Below are 16,554 nucleotides of genomic sequence, written 5' to 3'. Positions count from 1 at the left end.
CCTCGGCCGACGCATTCAAAAAAGCCGTCCCCGCTCTCACCCGTCGTCGGGATCGACCGGCCGCCCCTCCTCGGTCGGCGGCGCGACGTGGTCGATGAACGCCTCCACGTCGGGGTCGTGGACTGTCACCTGTACCTCGATGTCACCGAGTTCGTCCGGGTTGCCGACGGCGAAGTTGATGACGCCCTCGAACGCCGCCTGCTTTTTGAGCGCGAACGCGAAGCCGTCGTCGTCGGCCCGCCGGAAGAACGCCTTGCGGGCGCTGTCGAGAATTTCCTGCTCGTATAGGCGCTCGGAGAACTGCTCCATCGAGTGTGCGTCGGCTACCAGCCGTCCCGGTTCCGTCACGAGTTCGGCGTTCGGAAAGAGGTTGTGGACCGCGTCGGCGACCCGGTCGGTCACCTCCGTGTCGCGGACAGGTGCGATCACTCGCACGTCGATCCGGTGGATCATCGCTCGGCCTCCGCGGCCAGCAGGTCGCGAATCCGGTCGTGAAACGCCGTCAGCGACCCCGTGTTCTCGACGGTCACGTCCGCTTGGTTCATGACCTCGTCCATGCCAAACCCGAGTTCCCGCTGTTCGCGCTCACGGAGGGCGTCCCGGTCAACGTCGGAGCCGTCGCGGCCGCGGTCGGCCAGTCGCGACGCCCGGGTCTCGAACGGTGCTTCGACGCTCACGAGGACGAACGCGTCGCCGAACGCCGCCTCGAAGCGGTCGACCTCCGCGGGCGACCGCAACCCGTCGACGAGTACCGTCCCCGACTCCGCCAGTGCCGCCTCGATCCGCGGCAGCGACCGCTCGGCGATGGCCGCCGCACCCCCCTCCTCGCGGAGCGCTGTCGCCACCGCTCCGTGGTGTTCGTCCGGATCGAGCCCCCGGTCGCGGCACGCCTCCCGGATCACGTCGCCCATCGTCACGACCGGCACGCCCGCCTCGCGCGCGACCGTGGCGGCCTCCCCCTTACCGCTCCCGGGAAGCCCCACGGTGCCGAGTACCTTCATTGACCGTCCGTACCCGCCTCGTGGCCTTATACCCTGTCGTGTCGGTCCGCCGTCTCGCCTTGCGGACCGAGCCGAACCGCTTTTTGACTCTCCCCGCCTTCTCGCCGATGAGGGCACGTAGCTCAGTCCGGATAGAGCGTCGGACTTCTAACCCCGACGGCCCGCGGGGGAAGCCATCCGACGGTCGTGGGTTCAAATCCCATCGTGCCCGCTATCTGCGAACGACAGTGAGCAGTAGTGGCGACTGAGAGTTGAATTCAGGGAGCGGCTTCGCCGCGACCGTGGTTCAAATCCCATCGTGCTCGTGGCAGTACCAAAAAGTCGGCATCTGGCTGCAGAGAGAGTTTATTTCGAGGTTTCGAACACGAGAGCGAATGGACTCGGATCGCTTATTTCCAACCGAAATCCGTTGATTTCGAGAAGCTGACCGACGTAGCCACGGACCCGTTCAATCGAATCCATAGCGCTTGTGCGCCTCGTCGATGTCCACGATCTCGATCACGCGGACTTCCTCGTTCGCTTCGAGTACGTCGTAGAATGCGGTGTGAGTTCGCCCGATATGCAGACGATAGAGCTCCTCGCCCTCGACCACCAGCTTTTCTTTGTCACCGGATCCTGAATCCGGCCTCGGATACGGATCGTCCGCTAATTTCCGGAGATTGTCCGTTACGATGCGTGTGCTCTTCTGGTCTAGCGCGGCGACATACTCACGGGCTTCCTCCGCGAGGAGGACTTCATAACTCATCAAGCGAGGTCAGTTCGTCAGCGTCTGCTTCGCGGACTTCCTTCGCTCGTTCTGCGAGTTGCCGGCGCTGGTGTTCCCGGATCAGTTCTCCGAGCAGGTCGTCATACGTCTCGCCTGCCCCCTTGAGCTCGTTCAGTTCCTTCCATCGCTCCTCTGTGACCGGAATTCGTTTGCTGGCGTTGGACATCTGTGCTGACCTCTCTGTTCAGTCCTTACAACGCTTACAGGCAAAATGTTTGGGTGGGCGAACCGAATTCGCTACTATCGGGGTTGCATATCGCCGGAGAGTCGGACCCCATCGTGCCCGCTCACTCGTTTCACTCGTTCGCGAACGGCAGTCAGTCGTCCCGGCTACCGGATAGGGGTGGCGTCGTCGGCCGGGGCTATCTAGCCGGAATTCCATCCTCGACTACGCCCGGCCTCGTCGAGGACGATGCCGTCCATCGGTCGAAGCACCGGCACGCTAAGGTTAATGTTCCGACCCTTTCCAGGGGCGACCATGGATACGGAGTCCGAGACGGACGACCGGACCACGACGGTTCGACGACTCGGCGGTACGGGCCTCCTGTTGACCGTTGCTGGCGCACTCCTGCTCTCGCTTCCCACGTTTCTCGTGGCGCTTCCCGGGGTCGTCCTCGTCGGCGCTGGACTCGTTTTGCTCGCGGCCGCGGCGTCCGTCCACCTGGCGGGGCGTCCGGGGCCGCCGGTGGCGCTCCGGTTTGCCGTCGTTCTCTGGCTGGCTGGGACGATTGCAATCTTCGCCGGCACGAGGCGCGGCCGCTCGCTGGTTCCGGTGGGCGCACTCGCCGTTGCGCTCTCGGGATACCCGCTCGGTGTCTGCCTGCGCAGGCGGCGGCCGACGTGGGCCGCCTTCACCGTCTTCTTGGCCGTGGTTGCGACCGGTGTCACAGCCGTCCTACAAACTAGTCCGTTTCCCATGGGCCCGGTGTTGGGCGTCCTCGTCTTTGGTGGATTGCCGGCGCTTCCGCTGTTCGCGCTCGGCTGGCTACTTGGTCGCGGCGGACAGCCGGCAAGCGGCGCGTAGCCACACGGTCACACGTATCACTCGCCTCGTTCGGTCGTTCGCGGCCACCGTCGCGTCTCGCTCACCCCGTGATCCAGCCGGTCGGCGACAGATCGAGTAACCAATCCGGAGAATATTGTCGAACCGTCTTCAGGTATTTATACGTACAGAACGTATGGCACGCGGATCACGATGCCCAACCCAACCGACTCACTCGGCGTGCTACTCCAGACACAGGGAGAAGCGGTCTCACAGATACAAAACGACGTGTTGCTCAGTTCCTCGCTCTGGGTCAACATCGCCCTTGCGGGACTCGCTGCGCTGTTGTTCGTATACATGGGGCGGAACGTCTCTCCGGGACGTCCGCGGCTCATCTGGGCCGCGACGCTGATGATTCCGCTCGTCTCGATTTCGAGCTACCTCGGCCTGCTGTCGGGGTTGACTGTCGGCTTCATCGAGATGCCCGCGGGACACGCACTAGCCGGAGAGGAAGTGATGAGCCAGTGGGGTCGGTATCTCACGTGGGCGCTGTCGACGCCGTTGATCCTGCTCGCGCTGGGATTGCTCGCCGACGCCGACACCGGAAGCATCTTCGCGGTCATCGCGGCAGACGTGGGAATGTGTCTGACCGGCCTGGCTGCGGCGCTCGTCACCTCGTCGTACCTGTCGCGCTGGCTGTTCTACGTGATCAGTTGTGCCTTCTTCGCCGTCGTCCTGTACGCCCTGTTGGTCGAGTGGCCGCAGTCGGCGGCGGCGGCCGGTACGGGTGAGATATTCGGGACGCTTCGAGCGCTCACGGTCGTGTTGTGGCTCGGGTATCCCATCATCTGGGCCGTCGGCGTCGAGGGCTTCGCGCTCGTACAGTCCGTCGGACTCACCTCGTGGGCGTACTCCGCGCTCGACGTCCTGGCGAAGTACGTGTTCTCGTTCCTGTTGTTGCGGTGGGTCGCCGCCAACGAATCGGTCGTCTCGAACTCCGGCGTCGGGTCGTTCGCTGACGACTGACGGCGGCACACCCCCGACCGCTTGTTACACCTCGTCGACTAGGTACGACCCAAGATAGCCGCCGAGTGCGCTCAGGCCGACGGTGTAGACGGCGGCGATCACCCCGAACACGATGATGACGAGGAGGCTACCGATCCCGAAGGCCACACCGCCCTCGACGCCGAGAGCGAAGAGACCCAGAAAGGAGACGAGAAGCAGGCCGAAAAGCACCAGTGGGACCGTCGCGATGGCGCCGGAGAGCGCGCCGACCCGGAGGCCCCGAGAGGCGTCGGCCCCGTTCAGGTAGGCGGCCACCCCGCCCCCGAGGACGGGCGAGAAGGGGACGAAAGAGAGGACGACGGTCACGACGGCGCCGAGCAGTGCGTGGAGGGTTGAATCGGAGACCATACCAGGGGGTGAACGGCCGCCGAAAAAGTCTCTTCGGCCCCTACAGGCTCCGCTCGATGACGCGTTTCGCCGCCGTAGCCTTCTCTTTCCACCCGTAGCCCGACTCGTAGACGTGGCGTTTCTGTTCGACCAGCGCCGCGGGCGAGGCTTCCTCGAACCCGCCGCGGTCCCACGCCCCGCTCTCGCGGAGCCACTCGACGACGTGCTCCTTTGTTTCGGGCCACGAGAGGCCGACCATCTCGTACCACGCGATCATGGCGAAGACAGCGTTGTCGTGACAGCCGGGGACGCTCCCGCGCTCGTAGACCGTCTTGATCGGATCACGGGTGGGAACCGACACCGCCTCGCGGTACTCCTCGGCGGGCAGGAGGCGGAGTCGGTCGTTGGCGTCGTCGACGCGTTCGTCGCGGCGGAGTCGTTCGACGGCCGCCTGCCGGAGCGGGCCCCACTCCTCGACCAGTTCCGGGAGGTCGTCCGCGTCGGTCACACCCCCCGAGAGCACCGCCACCACGTCGACGTAGGCGGCCTCCATCGCCGCCCACGGCGTCCCCTCGAACCGGCAGTCCGTGTCGTGGAGGCTGTTGGTCGTCCGGCAGTCGGGACAGGGGTAGTCGAACGTCGGCACGACCGCTTCCAGTGCGGGCGCGAACTTAGGTCGTGTGGTCCGGCGGCGTCCCGCCCGCCCGTTCGGATGGCAAGGCTTAGCCCCGCCCGACACGCCCCCGACCGTCGCGCTTATCCACCCCGCCACACAAGCGTCCGCCGATGCGTCCTGACCCGCTCTACGCCCGGTATCCCTTCCTCGACGCGGCACGGGCGGCGGTGCAGGCGGCCGACATCTCCCCGCCCCGACTGGTCACCGAGGGCGACCCCGCCGTCGACCGCGCCCGCGAACGGGTCGAACGCGCGCTCATGTCGGGGACCGTCGCCCCCGAGACACCCGAACGCTGGAGCGACCGGGACGAACTCCTCTCGTATCCCATCGCCCGCATCCTCGTCTCGCTGGTCGATGTCCCCGCGGCCGTCGAGAAGTACGCCGACGCGGAAGCCGAGACGGCCTTCGAGCGCCTCCGGACGGACTTCGCGGCCGACGACGCGGAACTCCGGAGCGTCTCGACGCCGCGGGCCGACCTGTCGACGTTCCTCGACGAGTTCGATCTCGACGGAGCCGTCCGGCGGGTCGCGGACGAACGCGGCGGTTCCGCACCCGACGCGTTCCGCGTCGACGTGACGGCCTATCTCCGCCTGGCCGATCCGGACTGGGGGGCAGACTGGCGGCTGGTCAACCGCGACCTAGCCGACGGCGCGGTGCCCGTGGCGACAGACGAACTCCACCGACTGCTCCGGGAGGCCGTCCGCCGCCGGGTCGCGTCGGGCCTGCCCTTCGAGGTTCGTGGGAGTACCGGCGGCGACGCCCTCGCGGCCGCCCTCGACGACGACGTGACCGCGCTCCGGGACCGCCTTGCCGAGCGCGAACGCCTGCCATCGGTCGAGACGGTCACCCCCGAACGGTTTCCACCCTGTATTCAGGCGTTGCTCGACCGGGCCGACGGCGACCTGCCCGCTCACTCGGCGTTTGCCGTCACAGCCTTCCTCGTCTCGCTCGGCCTCGACGCCGACGCCATCGCCGAGCGCTGGCCCGGCCTCGACGACGGCAACCTCTCCTACCGGGCGACCGTCCTCGCCGACGACGGCGGGGGTGGAAGCCAGTATCCGGCCCCGTCGTGTGCGACGATGCAGACCTTCGGGGACTGCGTGAACCCCGACGAGCGCTGTGAGACTATCGACCATCCGCGCCGGTACTACGCGGCGGCGGTGGCCGCCGCCGAGCGATCCACGAGCGACGACTGACTCCCTCGGCGTCGTCAGTCCGCAAGAAGGAGGCCGACGCCGGCCATCGCGAGGATGAACACGGCGATGGTGGCGATGAGGGCCAGACCGCCGGTCGATCCGAGGCCACCGTCGTTGTAGGTCGCGCCGATGCCGACGACGAGCGCGACGAAAACGCCCACTGCGCCGACGGAGATGGCGATTTTCCGGACCATCCCCTCTTCGAGTTCCATATTCGGGCATCCATCGGCCCCGGCAAAAGAGCTTCGATGCTCGCGCCGTCGGCGATATTTCGATATTCCGCGCCGAGAACATCTGAGACGAAGGGTTAGGTGCCTCCAGTCCCTACCTTCGGTAGGGAACGATGCCGGGATTCCACCGGTGTCATGCGCCTCTGATCGCCCCGCAGTCACCCACCCTCAGTCACACCATGACGCACTCAGCACACACACCCGCGTCACTGCCAGCCACCCGCTCGAAGACCACGCTGCCGGCCGCCGACACGACCGGTCGCGCCCGGCGCGCCCGCGTCGAACCCATGGCCGTCCGGCCACTCCGCGACGGCCGGTACGCCGTCGAGACCGATGGCGACGGCGAGACGTACGTCGTCGACCTCGACGCTACGACCTGCACCTGCCCGGACCACGAGATCAGGGGTAGGCGGTGCAAACACCTCCGTCGGGTCGCCCTCGAAGTGACCGCCCGCCTCGTCCCACCGCCGGGCCGCCGGACCGCCGTCTGTGCGGTCTGTGGCGGACGGGCGTTCGTCCCCACGACCGCCCGCGGCCCGGCGCTCTGCGTGCGCCACACCCACCGCCCGGGCCGCCCCGTCGTCGACCGGGAGACGGGCGACCGACTCCTCGTCGTCGCCGCTACGGGGGCGCGTGCCGACCGCGTCGAGACCGACGAGGGGCGTCTCGTCGCCGACTACCCGTCGAACGCCGAGTACGGCCGTCACGAACCCGTCTTCAGGGCCGTCTACGTCGACGCCCTCCGGCGCGACGGGCCGGTGTCCGTGTACGCCTTCCCGGCGTCTCGCCTGCGTCCGCCTCGGATCGAGGGGGACGATGGAGGTGCCGGGGCCGACCTCTCGGCCACCGCCGACGCACGGCTAAGCGCCGCCTAGGCGTCGTCGAGACGAACCTGCGTCGAGTGGCCGGCGAGCGCCGACAGATCCTCGCCGTCGGCGAGCGCCGTCTCCTTTTTGACCCGGTAGTTGCCGCCATCGGTGACGTAGCAGTCGTCGGGATGGAAGAAGTACCAGTCCTCGCGGTCGAAACGGACGGCGATTCGGGCGTTAGCGCCGAAATTGCGCGCGAAGTAGATCAGCGACTCAACCTCCTCGCCCGAGAGATAGATCGGATCACCGGCGCTGGATTTCGCCTCGATGGCGAAAAAACGGTCACCGTCGCCGGCCAACACGTCGGGGAGGTCACGCTCCGTGGCGCTCCCACTCGCGGGGGCGCGCATCACCGCAAAGCCCGCCGCGTCGAGTTCGTTGACGAGTTCGCGCTCCCGACGGTCGCCCTTGCGATTCGCGGACATGGATTCGACTGGGCGACGGCGGCTCTTAAGTTACCGGACCGCTCGCCCTCAGGTTCCGTGGTCCCAGGAGTCCATGTACTCGCGTTGCTCGTCGCTGAGGTCGTCGATAGCGATGTCCTCGGCGTCGAGTTTCACCTCCGCGACCTCCCTGTCCAGTCGATCCGGAACGTCGTGGACGCCGGGGTCGTAGTCCGCGTGATTCGCGGCGAGTTCGCGGGCACAGACCGCCTGAACGCCGAAGCTCTGGTCCATCACCTCGACGGGGTGGCCCATCGACAGGGGGCCGGCGAGGTTCACCAGTCGCCCCTCCGCGAGCACGTTCAGTCGGCGGCCGTCCGACAGTTCGTACTCTTGGACGCCGTCGCGGACCTCGCGGGTCGAGACGGCCATCTCGTCGAGGTCTTCGAGGTTGATTTCGACGTCGAAGTGACCGGCGTTGGCCAGGAGCGCGCCGTCGGCCATCCGCTCGAAGTCCGCGCGGGTGACGACATCGCGGTTGCCGGTCGTCGTCACGAAGATGTCACCCTCGCTTGCGGCCTCGCGCATCGGCATCACGTCGTAGCCCTCCATGTGGGCCTCCAGCGCTCGCCGGGGGTCGACCTCGGTGACGATCACGTCGGCGTTCATGCCCGCCGCCTTCTTCGCGACGCCGCGGCCACAGTAGCCGTATCCCGCGACGACGACGGTCTTGCCCGCGACCGAGAGATTCGTCGTCATGGCGATGTTGGCGAGGGCTGACTCGCCGGTGCCGTGGACGTTGTCGAACAGCGTCTTCATCGGCGTGTCGTTGACCGCGAACATCGGATAGTCGAGGGCGCCATCGTCGGCCATCGACCGCAGGCGGTGGACGCCCGTGGTGGTCTCCTCGCACCCGCCCTTGAGCTGGGGAATCAGCTCCGGGTGTTCGTCGTGGATGTGCGTGACCATGTCGGCACCGTCGTCGACGGTGATCGTCGGATCGACGCCGACGACCGCCTCGATGGCGTCGTAATACTCGTCGGTGTCGACCCCGTGAGAGGCGTAGGAGGTGACGCCGTCGACGGCGTGGAGCGCCGCACTCACGTCGTCCTGTGTCGACAGCGGATTACAGCCCGCGATGGCAACCTCCGCACCGCCGACCGCGAGGAGTTCGACCAACACGGCCGTCTTGGCCTCGACGTGCATCGCCATGGCGATTCGCTCGCCGGCGAGCGGTTCGTCGGCAGCGAATGATTCGCGGAGCGCAGCGAGGATGGGCATGTGGGCCTCGGCCCAGTCCATCTTCCGTCGCCCCGCGGCCCGCGCGCTCGCGGGGTCGTCGAGGCGCTCGGCTATCGTGCGTGTCATACGTATTGTAGCGCGAGCGGCGGCAAAACCCTACCGTCTCCCCGCGACGAGCGGCCGTGGCTATTTTGATGATGGTCGCGTAATTTCCGCTGGTGACTCTCTGGCCACGCCCCGTCCACGGCGCGGACCCCCGGGCTGTGGCGGGCGGTGGGATCCTCGTCGCCCTGGGGTGGGCCTTCGTGGCCGTCCACACCGCGACGGCGCTCGACTCGGCCGGCCGCCTCGGCTCGGTACTCGGGCTGGTCGTCCCGCTTGGTCTCGCCGCGACGCTCTTTGCCGGCGCCATCTGTGTCTACCGCTACGACCTCGGCACCTCGGCGCTTCGCATCAGCGGCTGGACGCTCTTCGGCACGCTCGCGTTCACCGCCGTCATCGGCGGTGCTCTGGTCGCTCTCGACTCCGTTGTCCCCCTGTCGACGCTTCCGGTCGTCGTCGTCAACGTCGCAGCCGGCGGGGCCGTTCTCGGCCTGTTGGTCGGCCTCTACGACGCCCGCCAGCGCCGCCTCCGTCGCCAACTCACCGCCGAACACCGCCGCGCCGACGACTTCCGCCAGCGACTCAGCGTCCTCAGCCGCGTCCACCGCCACGACTTCCGCAACAAGCTCAACCTGATCGTCGGCACCGCGGATCGCCTCCGGAGCGACGCCGCCGACGCCGACGCCGAGACGCTGCGCTCCCGGGCGCGGACGATTCACGATGCCGGCACGGACCTCGGCCGAGCAACCGAGGAACTCCGCGAACTGGAGCGGCTTCGCACCGACGCCGCGATGGGTCCCCGACCGACAGATCTGGTTCCCGTCGTCGAGACGGCGGTCGCCGCCCTCCGGGAGTCCTTTCCGGACGCGAGCGTCGTCACGACGCTCCCCGAGACGCTCCCGGTTCGGGCGTCACCGCTCGTCGGCCGTGCCGTCGAGGAACTCCTCGACAACGCCGCCCGGCACAACCACAGCCCCCGGATCGAGGTCGAGGCCGACCGCGGTGACGGGGTCGTCGCCCTGACCGTCCGCGACGACGGGGAGGGCATCCCGTCCGGAGAGGTCGCCGTCCACCGTGCGGCCGAGGAGACGTCGCTCGATCACAGCGACGGCTTGGGGTTGTGGCTCGTCGCGTGGATCACCGAGCGCTCCGGGGGGACGGTCGACATCGAGCATCCGGACCCGGGCGGCACCGCGGTGACGATTCGGCTGCCGGCCGCCGACTAGTCCGCCCGCGCTACCAGGTCGCGAGCGCGTCGCTCGGCCCGCGCCATCACCGCCGCCGCGTCAAGCGTCAGCACCTCGCGGTCGCGCATGAGCACCTGCCCGTCACAGACCGTGTGGCGCACGTCCGATCCGTTGACGGCGTAGGCGAGGTGGCTCACGAGGTCGTGATCGGGCGTCAGATGTGGGGCGTCGAGGTCGACGACGGCGAGGTCGGCCGCCGCGCCCGGTTCGATCCGCCCCGCATCGATTCCAAGCACCGCGGCCCCACCCGCGGTCGCCATCCGGACGGCGTCCGGGGCAGCGACCGCGCTCGCGTCCCCGGCGGCGAGTTTGCCCAGCATAGCCGCGTCGCGAAGTTCGTCGAAGAGGTCGAGGTCGTTGTTCGAGGCGGCGCCGTCGGTGCCGAGACCGACGGTCACGCCCGCATCGAGCAGGCGTTGGATTGGCGCCATTCCCGAGGCGAGTTTCATATTCGAGGCCGGACAGTGGACGACGCCCGTCCCCGTCTCTGCCAGAAGATCGATCTCGTCACCGTCGAGGTGGACACCGTGTGCCAGGAAATCGCTCTCGCGACAGAGGCCGAGGTCCTGCGCCCACATCAGCGGTCGGCGACCTCGCTTCTCGACGATTGGGTCGACCTCGTCGGCGGTCTCGTTGGCGTGGTAGTGTACCGGGACGCCGGCGTCGGCCGCCCCCTCGGCGGCGAGCGAGAGCAAGTCTGGTGTCACCGTCGTGAGGCTGTGGGGCATCACCGCCGTCGAGATCCGGCTGTCGGCGGCGCCGTCGAACCGCCGCGCCATCTCGACGCTCTCCTCGATGTCGGCGCGGGCTGCCGCCTCCGACTTCCCGGCGGAGATGGCGCCGTGACCGAGACGGGCCCGCAGGCCCGCCCGCTCGACGACCGCGGCCGTGCGGTCGATTTCGAAGTACATGTCCGCGAAGGCGGTGGTGCCCGAGCGGATCATCTCCAAGACGCCGAGTTCGGCCCCGGCCTCGATGTCCCCCGGTTCGAGCGCCGCCTCCACCGGCCAGATATCCTCGCGGAGCCACCGATCCAGCGGCTTGTCGTCGGCGTGCCCCCGCAGGAGCGTCATGGCGACGTGGGTGTGTGCGTTCACCAGCCCCGGAATCACCAACCCGCCGTCAGCGTTGAGGGTCTCATCGCCCGAGAGATCCGGGCCGACCGCGACGATATCGCCCGCCTCGCGGTCCACCAGTACGTCCGCGTCGACGACGGTCATGTCCGGGCGTAGGACGCGACCGCCGTGGATCAGAAGCGTCCCCATACCCCTCCTGATCCCCCGGGCGAGTTAAGCGCCGGGGATCGGCAAAAAGAGATTTAGGCGTCGCTCCGGGAGTGTGGCGGAAGATGCCCTCCACGACGCGAAGACGAACCCTCCAGCGCGTAGCGACGCTGCTCGCAGGCGTCGGCCTCGCCGGCTGTTCCGGCGAGTCGTCGTCGACTTATCCGCCCGAAACCACCGACAACGTCGCCTTCGACCCCGAGTCACACAGCCTCCGCAGCTCCGATCCCGGGCCGATTCTCTGGTCCGGCGACCGGCCGACGACCCAGCCAGGCACGGACGACGACGCGCGGCGCCGACACTGGACTACCCGCCGCTTCGTCGCCGACGCCGACGACGCGGCCGCGATCTCCATCGCCGACGTCGACGGCGCCGCGGACGCTCGCGACTTTCTCGACGCGACCGACTACGACGCCGCCACGGTGTACGTCGACCAGGCCGGCATCCGCGAGTGTTTTACGCAGGACCTCTGTCACGTCCGCTGGTCGGAGACGGAAGTCGACACCGACTACGCCCGCTACTACCGCGACGCGGACGTCGCCTGTGAGACCGACGCCCGCGACGTGCTCGTGACGCTGATCCGCATCCCCGAGGCGCTCGACCCCGACGACGTGAGCAGCTACGGGTCGAGTCGCGGCTCGGGCACCTGCGAGCGGAGCAACGAGCACCTGCGACGCCGGCGGAACCGGAGCGACGACGGAGGAGCGCGATGACTCGCCTCAGCCGACGGGGGGCGCTCGCTCTCCTCGGAGCCCTCGCCGGTTGTAGCGGCGCGAACCCCCTCGACTCGGAGTCTGTTCCCCCCGAACTCGACGCCGCCGCCGTCCGTGCCGTCGCCAGCGACTCGGCGCCGACGGTTCCCGCACGGCTCCCGGTCGATATCGGCTCCGATCACCTCGCCGCGACCGAACGCCGGGCGCGGTCGCTTCTCGATGCGGTGCCCGCGAGCCTCGGTCCCGACGAGATTCCGAACGGCGCCATCCGCGAGAAGCTTCGCGACGCGCGTCGCCGCGCCGCCGAGCGACTCTCGGCGTCGGCCGAGGCCTCGACCCCGTTCGAGCGGCTGCTGGCCTTCGCGGACGCGCGGGCCGAGGCACGCTTTGCCGCCGGCGCGTGGCGGGCCATCGACGCGGGGCTGACCCGGGAGGACCTCGCGGCCGAGGCCGAGACGGTCCGGGCGGACCGGCGGGCACTCCGAGAGCGGTGGCGCTACGTCGGTGCCGACCCCGTCGAGGCGATGCTCGTCCACGCCGCCATCGAAGACCGAATTGTGTCCGGTCGGAGCCACATCATCGGCGAACCCCGCCGCTATCGCCCCGGCACCTCGCTCGGAGTCGGCGAGATTGCCGAGGAGGTCGAACGCGCCCGCGTCGCCGTCGAGGACGCCGCCCACTGCTACGACCGGCTGACCGCGTCGCTCGACGACCCCGTCGACCTCCGACCGCGACTGATCGACGCCCGACGGCGACTGCACGAGGCGTTCGAGGACGAGCAGGACGCCCTGTCGTCGGTCGACCCGCGGGAGCCGTGGCGGATCGATGGGGTCGATGTCGCGGACACGCCGGCCGCCGAGGCGCTGGAGGAACTCTTCCGACCGGTCGATCCGTCGGACGACGACGACTGGACCGACGCCGCACCCGCCGAGGCACTCACGTGGGCCCACGCCTCCTTCGTCACGCTTGCGGCCTTCCGGTCCCTCCGCGAGCAGGTGCGCGAGGGCGAGACGTTCGCCCTCGAGTCGGCCGCGGACGTGAACGCCGTGCGGACGGCCGCTATCGAGGCGCTTCGCGCCGCCGAGGCGTCGCCGGCGGACCCGGCGCTGACGCGGCACGCCACGACCGGACTCGCCGATCAGCTGGCGCGGGCCGACGAGGAACTGTCTATCGAGGGTGAAAGTGTCCGGACCTCTTGGCTCCGCGACGACGCCGCGACGTATCTGACCGTCGCGGCACGAGCGCGGGCGACGCCGGCGGTGAGCCGACGGGTCGCCGCAGCGTTGCGAGCAGCGTAGCCGGCGCTCCGGCGGCGCACCCGGTTCGCGGCCACAGCACCCTGCGGTCACGCGACCCCGCCCCCGAAAAGCAATTCCCCCCTGCCCGCGACAGTCCGATAATGCGCATCGCCGTCCCCAACAAGGGCCGCCTGCACGATCCGTCGATAGACCTGCTCGAACGCGCCGGGCTACACCTCCAGGGCGGCGCGGACCGGAAACTGTACGCGGACACGGTTGATCCCGACGTGACGGCGCTGTTCGCTCGTGCGGCCGACATTCCCGAGTACGTCGCTGATGGCGCGGCCGCGGTCGGGATCACCGGCCTGGATCAGGTCCGCGAGTCGGGTCACGACCTGACCGACCTACTGGATCTGGAGTTCGGTCGGTGTCGACTCGTCGTCGCGGCGCCCGAGGACGGCCGGATCGAGACGGTCGCGGATCTCGACGGGGGCACCGTCGCCACCGAGTTCCCCCGAATCACCCGCGACTTCTTCGCCGAACAGGGGGTCGACGCCGAGGTGGTCGAGGTGACTGGTGCGACGGAGCTGACGCCTCACGTCGACATGGCCGACGCCATCGTCGACATCACGTCGACGGGGACGACGCTGCGGGTCAACCGTCTGACCGAGATTGCGGAGGTGCTCGCGAGTTCCGTCCGCCTGGTCGCTCACCCCGACGCCGTCGACAACGAGAAGGTGCAACAACTCGTGACGGCCTTCGAGTCCGTCCTCGCGGCCGAGGACCGCCGCTACCTGATGTTGAACGTGCCCGAGGACCGCCTCGACGACGTACGGGACGTGTTGCCCGGCATGGGCGGCCCGACGGTGATGGACGTGGCGGGCACCGACGACGTGGCGGTCCACGCCGTCGTCGAGGAACAGGCCGTCTTCGGCGTCATCAACGACCTGCAGGCGATTGGCGCGAGCGACATCCTCGTCACCGAAATCGAGCGGCTGGTTGAGTAGCGTCGCCGTCCGTGGCATCGCCCGTGTACCAGTACGCCCAGAGAATCAACACGCCCTGTAGCGGTAGTCGCACCCAGCGAGCGAACGCCGAGGGATCGCCGCCGCCGGGCGCCCCCTCGACGACGACCATCGAGACGGCCATGTAGACGTTTGCGGGGAAGACGGCGACGAGCAACGCGACCGTCGCCCACGCCGCGTACCGTCGCGTCCGCGGCACCAGCACGCCGACCCCAACGCCGACTTCGGCGATCCCGGACAGATAGACGAGCGCGAGCGGCGCGGGGAGCGCCGGCGGCACGATCTGAACGTACAGTTCGGGAACGACGAAATGCAGGACGCCGGCGACGACGTAGAGCGGCCCCATGACGTACAGAAGCGGGCGTTTGAACCGGGACAGCGGGAGGCGCATCTACCCCTCACTACGGCGACGGGGGTGAAGCGAGTTTGGGTACCCGACGGTCACTCCCGGTCGCCCGGCGTCGGTTCCCAGCGGTCGCTGTCGACCTCCCGTTCCTCGCCCGTCTCCCGCAGGTCTGGGGTCGTCACCGACGGGTCGATCCCCACGTGTCCCGTGCGCCACCGCGCCCACAGGGCGATGGCAACCGTTCCGACGGCCATCGCGCCGACCCCGAGTAGGCCGGCCTCGGGGCCGAAGTTCCCGCCCGTGAGGAGTCGCGGTCCCGACACCTCGACGACGAGGAGGCTCGTGTCGACGCCGAGACCGGAGACGGGAAAGCCGTAGACGCCGCCCTGAAACAGGTTCCAGGTGATGTGGAGACCGATGGGCACGGCGAGTTCGCCCGTCAGGACGTATCCCGCCGCGAGCATCCCTCCCGCGAGGACGATGGCGGCGGTGCTCAGCGTCGTCGCGTTCGGGTTGTTGGCGTGTGCGAGACCGAACACGAGCGACGAGCAGAGGACGGCGACGCCGACGGCGCCCCGACGCCCTATCCATCCGGCCAGCCCCTCCGCGGCGTTCGTCAGGAGATAGCCCCGCGCGAGCAGTTCCTCGTAGACGCCGACGACGAGAAAGACAGCGATCAAGACGAGAAAGCGGGCGACGAAGTCATCGCGTGGGTCGAGGGTCCCCGTGACCCGCAGCCATCCGGCGGCAAGTGAGACGCCGAACACGAGCGTCATCAGCCCCGCGCCGAGCGCGAGACCGAACCCGAGATCGAGCCACCAGTCCCGATCCAGCCGGAAGCCGAAATCGCGCAGTCGACGCCGGTCGACGTACCGTCCGGCGATCACCACCGACAGCGAGACGACACCCCCCACGAGGGCGATGCTCACGACGGTCCCGACGGCCGCGGCGACGGCCTCGCCGACTGCCGCCGTCAGCGCCCCCTGCAGCGCCCTGATACTCCCCGTAGCGCCAACACCCAGGCTCGTCCCGACGGTCAACAACACGGTGACGACGACGAGCAACGCGACCCGGAGGAGTGCCCGCGGCCGGCGTTCGTCGTCGTTCCACAGCAACGCTCGTGGCCCCATCGCCCGTACTTGGGTGGCGCCGTCAATAGGAGTTGCCGTCACCCCGTGCCAGGAAAGTTCAATCAGATTCTATAATGAATATATACACAACTTATGTGTTCCCTGAGAACAAAGGGCACGGTATGAGCTCCGCGACCACCGACCACGACCTGCTACCGTCGGTCGAATCGCCGGTCGACGCGGTCGACTCGCTCTGTTCGGCCGGGGCTGCGCTCGGTATCGCCACCTACGCGGTTGGACTCCTACTGGGTGACGTTGGGGCGGCGGCGACCGGTGTCGGTATCGGCGTCGCCTCCGTGTTCGGGGCGCTGGGGGTGCGGAGCGTCCGGACGGCCGTCGGCGCGCTGTGGTCACCCCGGGGCCGAGCGGACGAGCACGTAGAGGCTGAAGATAACGCTCCCTAGGATGACGCTGATGACGGCGTGGATGGCCGTGACGCCGGCGGTGAACCGGCGGTCGAGGTCGTAGACGTACCACACGAGGACGGCATCGAGGGCGAGTGCGACCAGCACCGCGGGGATGGAAGGGAGTTCCAGCGCCGCCGCGACGACGGCGACCCCGGCGGGGACGGGGCCAACCAGGAACGCGTTCTTGATCGGCACGTCGCCGAGAACGTTCCGGGCGGCGAGGTGGGCGGTTACGGAGAGAAACAGCGCAAAGAGGGCGACGGTGCCGGCGACGGCGAGCGGCGGCGCCGACCCGACACCCGTCTGCAAAGGACCCATCTGCGTCG

The 16,554-nt window shown here is 68.7% G+C and carries 22 protein-coding genes and 1 tRNA gene; 10 read left to right on the top strand and 13 right to left on the bottom strand.

What is annotated here, in order from left to right:
• Nucleotides 1-36: 36 nt before the first annotated feature.
• Together NO878_RS08585 and NO878_RS08580 are read right to left on the bottom strand one after the other, a co-directional pair.
• Nucleotides 37-453, bottom strand: a complete 417-nt coding sequence (locus tag NO878_RS08585) for an RNA-binding domain-containing protein (protein WP_256405582.1) — start codon at nucleotides 451-453, stop codon at nucleotides 37-39.
• Complete coding sequence (locus NO878_RS08580; RefSeq protein WP_256405581.1) at nucleotides 450-1,001, bottom strand: AAA family ATPase; 552 nt, start codon at nucleotides 999-1,001, stop codon at nucleotides 450-452. Before NO878_RS08580 ends, NO878_RS08585 begins: the two co-directional genes overlap by 4 nt.
• 111 nt (nucleotides 1,002-1,112) lie before the next feature.
• On the opposite strand from NO878_RS08580, the gene NO878_RS08575 reads away from it, so the two are divergent.
• Nucleotides 1,113-1,212: transfer RNA gene (locus tag NO878_RS08575), tRNA-Arg, on the top strand.
• A 237-nt stretch (nucleotides 1,213-1,449) separates the two neighbouring features.
• Here NO878_RS08575 and NO878_RS08570 read toward each other — a convergent pair.
• Nucleotides 1,450-1,746: a type II toxin-antitoxin system RelE family toxin gene (locus NO878_RS08570; RefSeq protein ID WP_256405580.1), complete on the bottom strand. Its 297-nt coding sequence runs from the start codon at nucleotides 1,744-1,746 to the stop codon at nucleotides 1,450-1,452.
• Nucleotides 1,736-1,933 (bottom strand): hypothetical protein, encoded by a 198-nt coding sequence (locus NO878_RS08565; protein ID WP_256405579.1) that lies wholly within the window; start codon nucleotides 1,931-1,933, stop codon nucleotides 1,736-1,738. Before NO878_RS08565 ends, NO878_RS08570 begins: the two co-directional genes overlap by 11 nt.
• A gap of 312 nt (nucleotides 1,934-2,245) precedes the next feature.
• Between NO878_RS08565 and NO878_RS08560 the strand changes: the two genes are divergently transcribed.
• Both NO878_RS08560 and NO878_RS08555 read left to right on the top strand, forming a co-directional pair.
• A complete protein-coding gene (locus NO878_RS08560; RefSeq protein ID WP_256405578.1) occupies nucleotides 2,246-2,791 on the top strand; it encodes a hypothetical protein in 546 nt (181 codons plus the stop codon).
• 171 nt (nucleotides 2,792-2,962) lie between these two features.
• Nucleotides 2,963-3,775, top strand: coding sequence for a bacteriorhodopsin (locus NO878_RS08555; protein ID WP_256405577.1), 813 nt, complete (start codon nucleotides 2,963-2,965; stop codon nucleotides 3,773-3,775).
• Nucleotides 3,776-3,799: 24 nt separating this feature from the next.
• Here the strand turns inward: NO878_RS08555 and NO878_RS08550 are convergent, their stop codons facing one another.
• Both NO878_RS08550 and NO878_RS08545 read right to left on the bottom strand, forming a co-directional pair.
• Nucleotides 3,800-4,162, bottom strand: coding sequence for a DUF5518 domain-containing protein (locus NO878_RS08550; protein WP_256405576.1), 363 nt, complete (start codon nucleotides 4,160-4,162; stop codon nucleotides 3,800-3,802).
• Nucleotides 4,163-4,202: 40 nt separating this feature from the next.
• Entirely contained in the window at nucleotides 4,203-4,787 is a 585-nt protein-coding gene (locus NO878_RS08545) for a DUF7474 family protein (RefSeq protein ID WP_256405575.1), read from the bottom strand.
• 140 nt (nucleotides 4,788-4,927) lie between these two features.
• Here NO878_RS08545 and NO878_RS08540 point away from each other — a divergent pair, with 140 nt between their 5' ends.
• Nucleotides 4,928-6,013, top strand: coding sequence for a DNA primase large subunit PriL (locus tag NO878_RS08540; protein ID WP_256405574.1), 1,086 nt, complete (start codon nucleotides 4,928-4,930; stop codon nucleotides 6,011-6,013).
• A gap of 14 nt (nucleotides 6,014-6,027) precedes the next feature.
• On the opposite strand, the gene NO878_RS08535 is transcribed toward NO878_RS08540, so the two are convergent.
• On the bottom strand, nucleotides 6,028-6,225 hold the full coding sequence (locus NO878_RS08535; RefSeq protein WP_256405573.1) for a DUF7472 family protein: 198 nt from the start codon (nucleotides 6,223-6,225) through the stop codon (nucleotides 6,028-6,030).
• 197 nt (nucleotides 6,226-6,422) lie between these two features.
• Here NO878_RS08535 and NO878_RS08530 point away from each other — a divergent pair, with 197 nt between their 5' ends.
• Nucleotides 6,423-7,118, top strand: a complete 696-nt coding sequence (locus tag NO878_RS08530; RefSeq protein ID WP_256405572.1) for an SWIM zinc finger family protein — start codon at nucleotides 6,423-6,425, stop codon at nucleotides 7,116-7,118.
• Here NO878_RS08530 and hjc read toward each other — a convergent pair.
• Nucleotides 7,115-7,537 carry a Holliday junction resolvase Hjc gene (hjc, locus tag NO878_RS08525; RefSeq protein ID WP_256405571.1) on the bottom strand — a complete coding sequence of 141 codons (423 nt, stop codon included), beginning with the start codon at nucleotides 7,535-7,537 and terminating at the stop codon, nucleotides 7,115-7,117. The two genes, NO878_RS08530 and hjc, sit on opposite strands and share 4 nt — an antisense overlap.
• Nucleotides 7,538-7,585: 48 nt before the next feature.
• Complete coding sequence (locus NO878_RS08520; RefSeq protein ID WP_256405570.1) at nucleotides 7,586-8,863, bottom strand: adenosylhomocysteinase; 1,278 nt, start codon at nucleotides 8,861-8,863, stop codon at nucleotides 7,586-7,588.
• Nucleotides 8,864-8,955: 92 nt separating this feature from the next.
• On the opposite strand from NO878_RS08520, the gene NO878_RS08515 reads away from it, so the two are divergent.
• Complete coding sequence (locus tag NO878_RS08515) at nucleotides 8,956-10,065, top strand: sensor histidine kinase (protein WP_256405569.1); 1,110 nt, start codon at nucleotides 8,956-8,958, stop codon at nucleotides 10,063-10,065.
• Here the strand turns inward: NO878_RS08515 and NO878_RS08510 are convergent.
• On the bottom strand, nucleotides 10,062-11,351 hold the full coding sequence (locus NO878_RS08510) for an amidohydrolase (protein WP_256405568.1): 1,290 nt from the start codon (nucleotides 11,349-11,351) through the stop codon (nucleotides 10,062-10,064). The genes NO878_RS08515 and NO878_RS08510 overlap by 4 nt on opposite strands.
• Before the next feature lie 83 nt (nucleotides 11,352-11,434).
• On the opposite strand from NO878_RS08510, the gene NO878_RS08505 reads away from it, so the two are divergent.
• From NO878_RS08505 to hisG, 3 genes are all read left to right on the top strand, one after another.
• Nucleotides 11,435-12,082, top strand: a complete 648-nt coding sequence (locus NO878_RS08505; RefSeq protein ID WP_256405567.1) for a hypothetical protein — start codon at nucleotides 11,435-11,437, stop codon at nucleotides 12,080-12,082.
• Nucleotides 12,079-13,380: a hypothetical protein gene (locus NO878_RS08500; protein WP_256405566.1), complete on the top strand. Its 1,302-nt coding sequence runs from the start codon at nucleotides 12,079-12,081 to the stop codon at nucleotides 13,378-13,380. The genes NO878_RS08505 and NO878_RS08500 overlap by 4 nt, the downstream gene beginning before the upstream one ends.
• A 101-nt stretch (nucleotides 13,381-13,481) precedes the next feature.
• A complete protein-coding gene (hisG, locus tag NO878_RS08495) occupies nucleotides 13,482-14,327 on the top strand; it encodes an ATP phosphoribosyltransferase (protein WP_256405565.1) in 846 nt (281 codons plus the stop codon).
• Here the strand turns inward: hisG and NO878_RS08490 are convergent.
• A complete protein-coding gene (locus NO878_RS08490; protein ID WP_256405564.1) occupies nucleotides 14,299-14,736 on the bottom strand; it encodes a DoxX family protein in 438 nt (145 codons plus the stop codon). The genes hisG and NO878_RS08490 overlap by 29 nt on opposite strands.
• 50 nt (nucleotides 14,737-14,786) lie before the next feature.
• Nucleotides 14,787-15,821, bottom strand: coding sequence for a CPBP family intramembrane glutamic endopeptidase (locus NO878_RS08485; protein WP_256405563.1), 1,035 nt, complete (start codon nucleotides 15,819-15,821; stop codon nucleotides 14,787-14,789).
• Between the two features lie 122 nt (nucleotides 15,822-15,943).
• Between NO878_RS08485 and NO878_RS08480 the strand changes: the two genes are divergently transcribed.
• The gene (locus NO878_RS08480; protein ID WP_256405562.1) at nucleotides 15,944-16,225 is read left to right on the top strand and encodes a hypothetical protein; all 282 of its coding nucleotides are present in this window, start codon (nucleotides 15,944-15,946) and stop codon (nucleotides 16,223-16,225) included.
• Here the strand turns inward: NO878_RS08480 and NO878_RS08475 are convergent.
• Nucleotides 16,172-16,546 (bottom strand): DUF7473 family protein, encoded by a 375-nt coding sequence (locus NO878_RS08475; RefSeq protein WP_256405561.1) that lies wholly within the window; start codon nucleotides 16,544-16,546, stop codon nucleotides 16,172-16,174. The genes NO878_RS08480 and NO878_RS08475 overlap by 54 nt on opposite strands.
• Between the last annotated feature and the right edge of the window lie 8 nt (nucleotides 16,547-16,554).

It is taken from the genome of Haloplanus ruber, from assembly GCF_024494725.1.
GTDB lineage: Archaea > Halobacteriota > Halobacteria > Halobacteriales > Haloferacaceae > Haloplanus > Haloplanus ruber.
The sequence above is the reverse complement of the archived record's forward strand: the minus strand, read 5'-3'. Positions and strand labels throughout refer to the sequence as shown.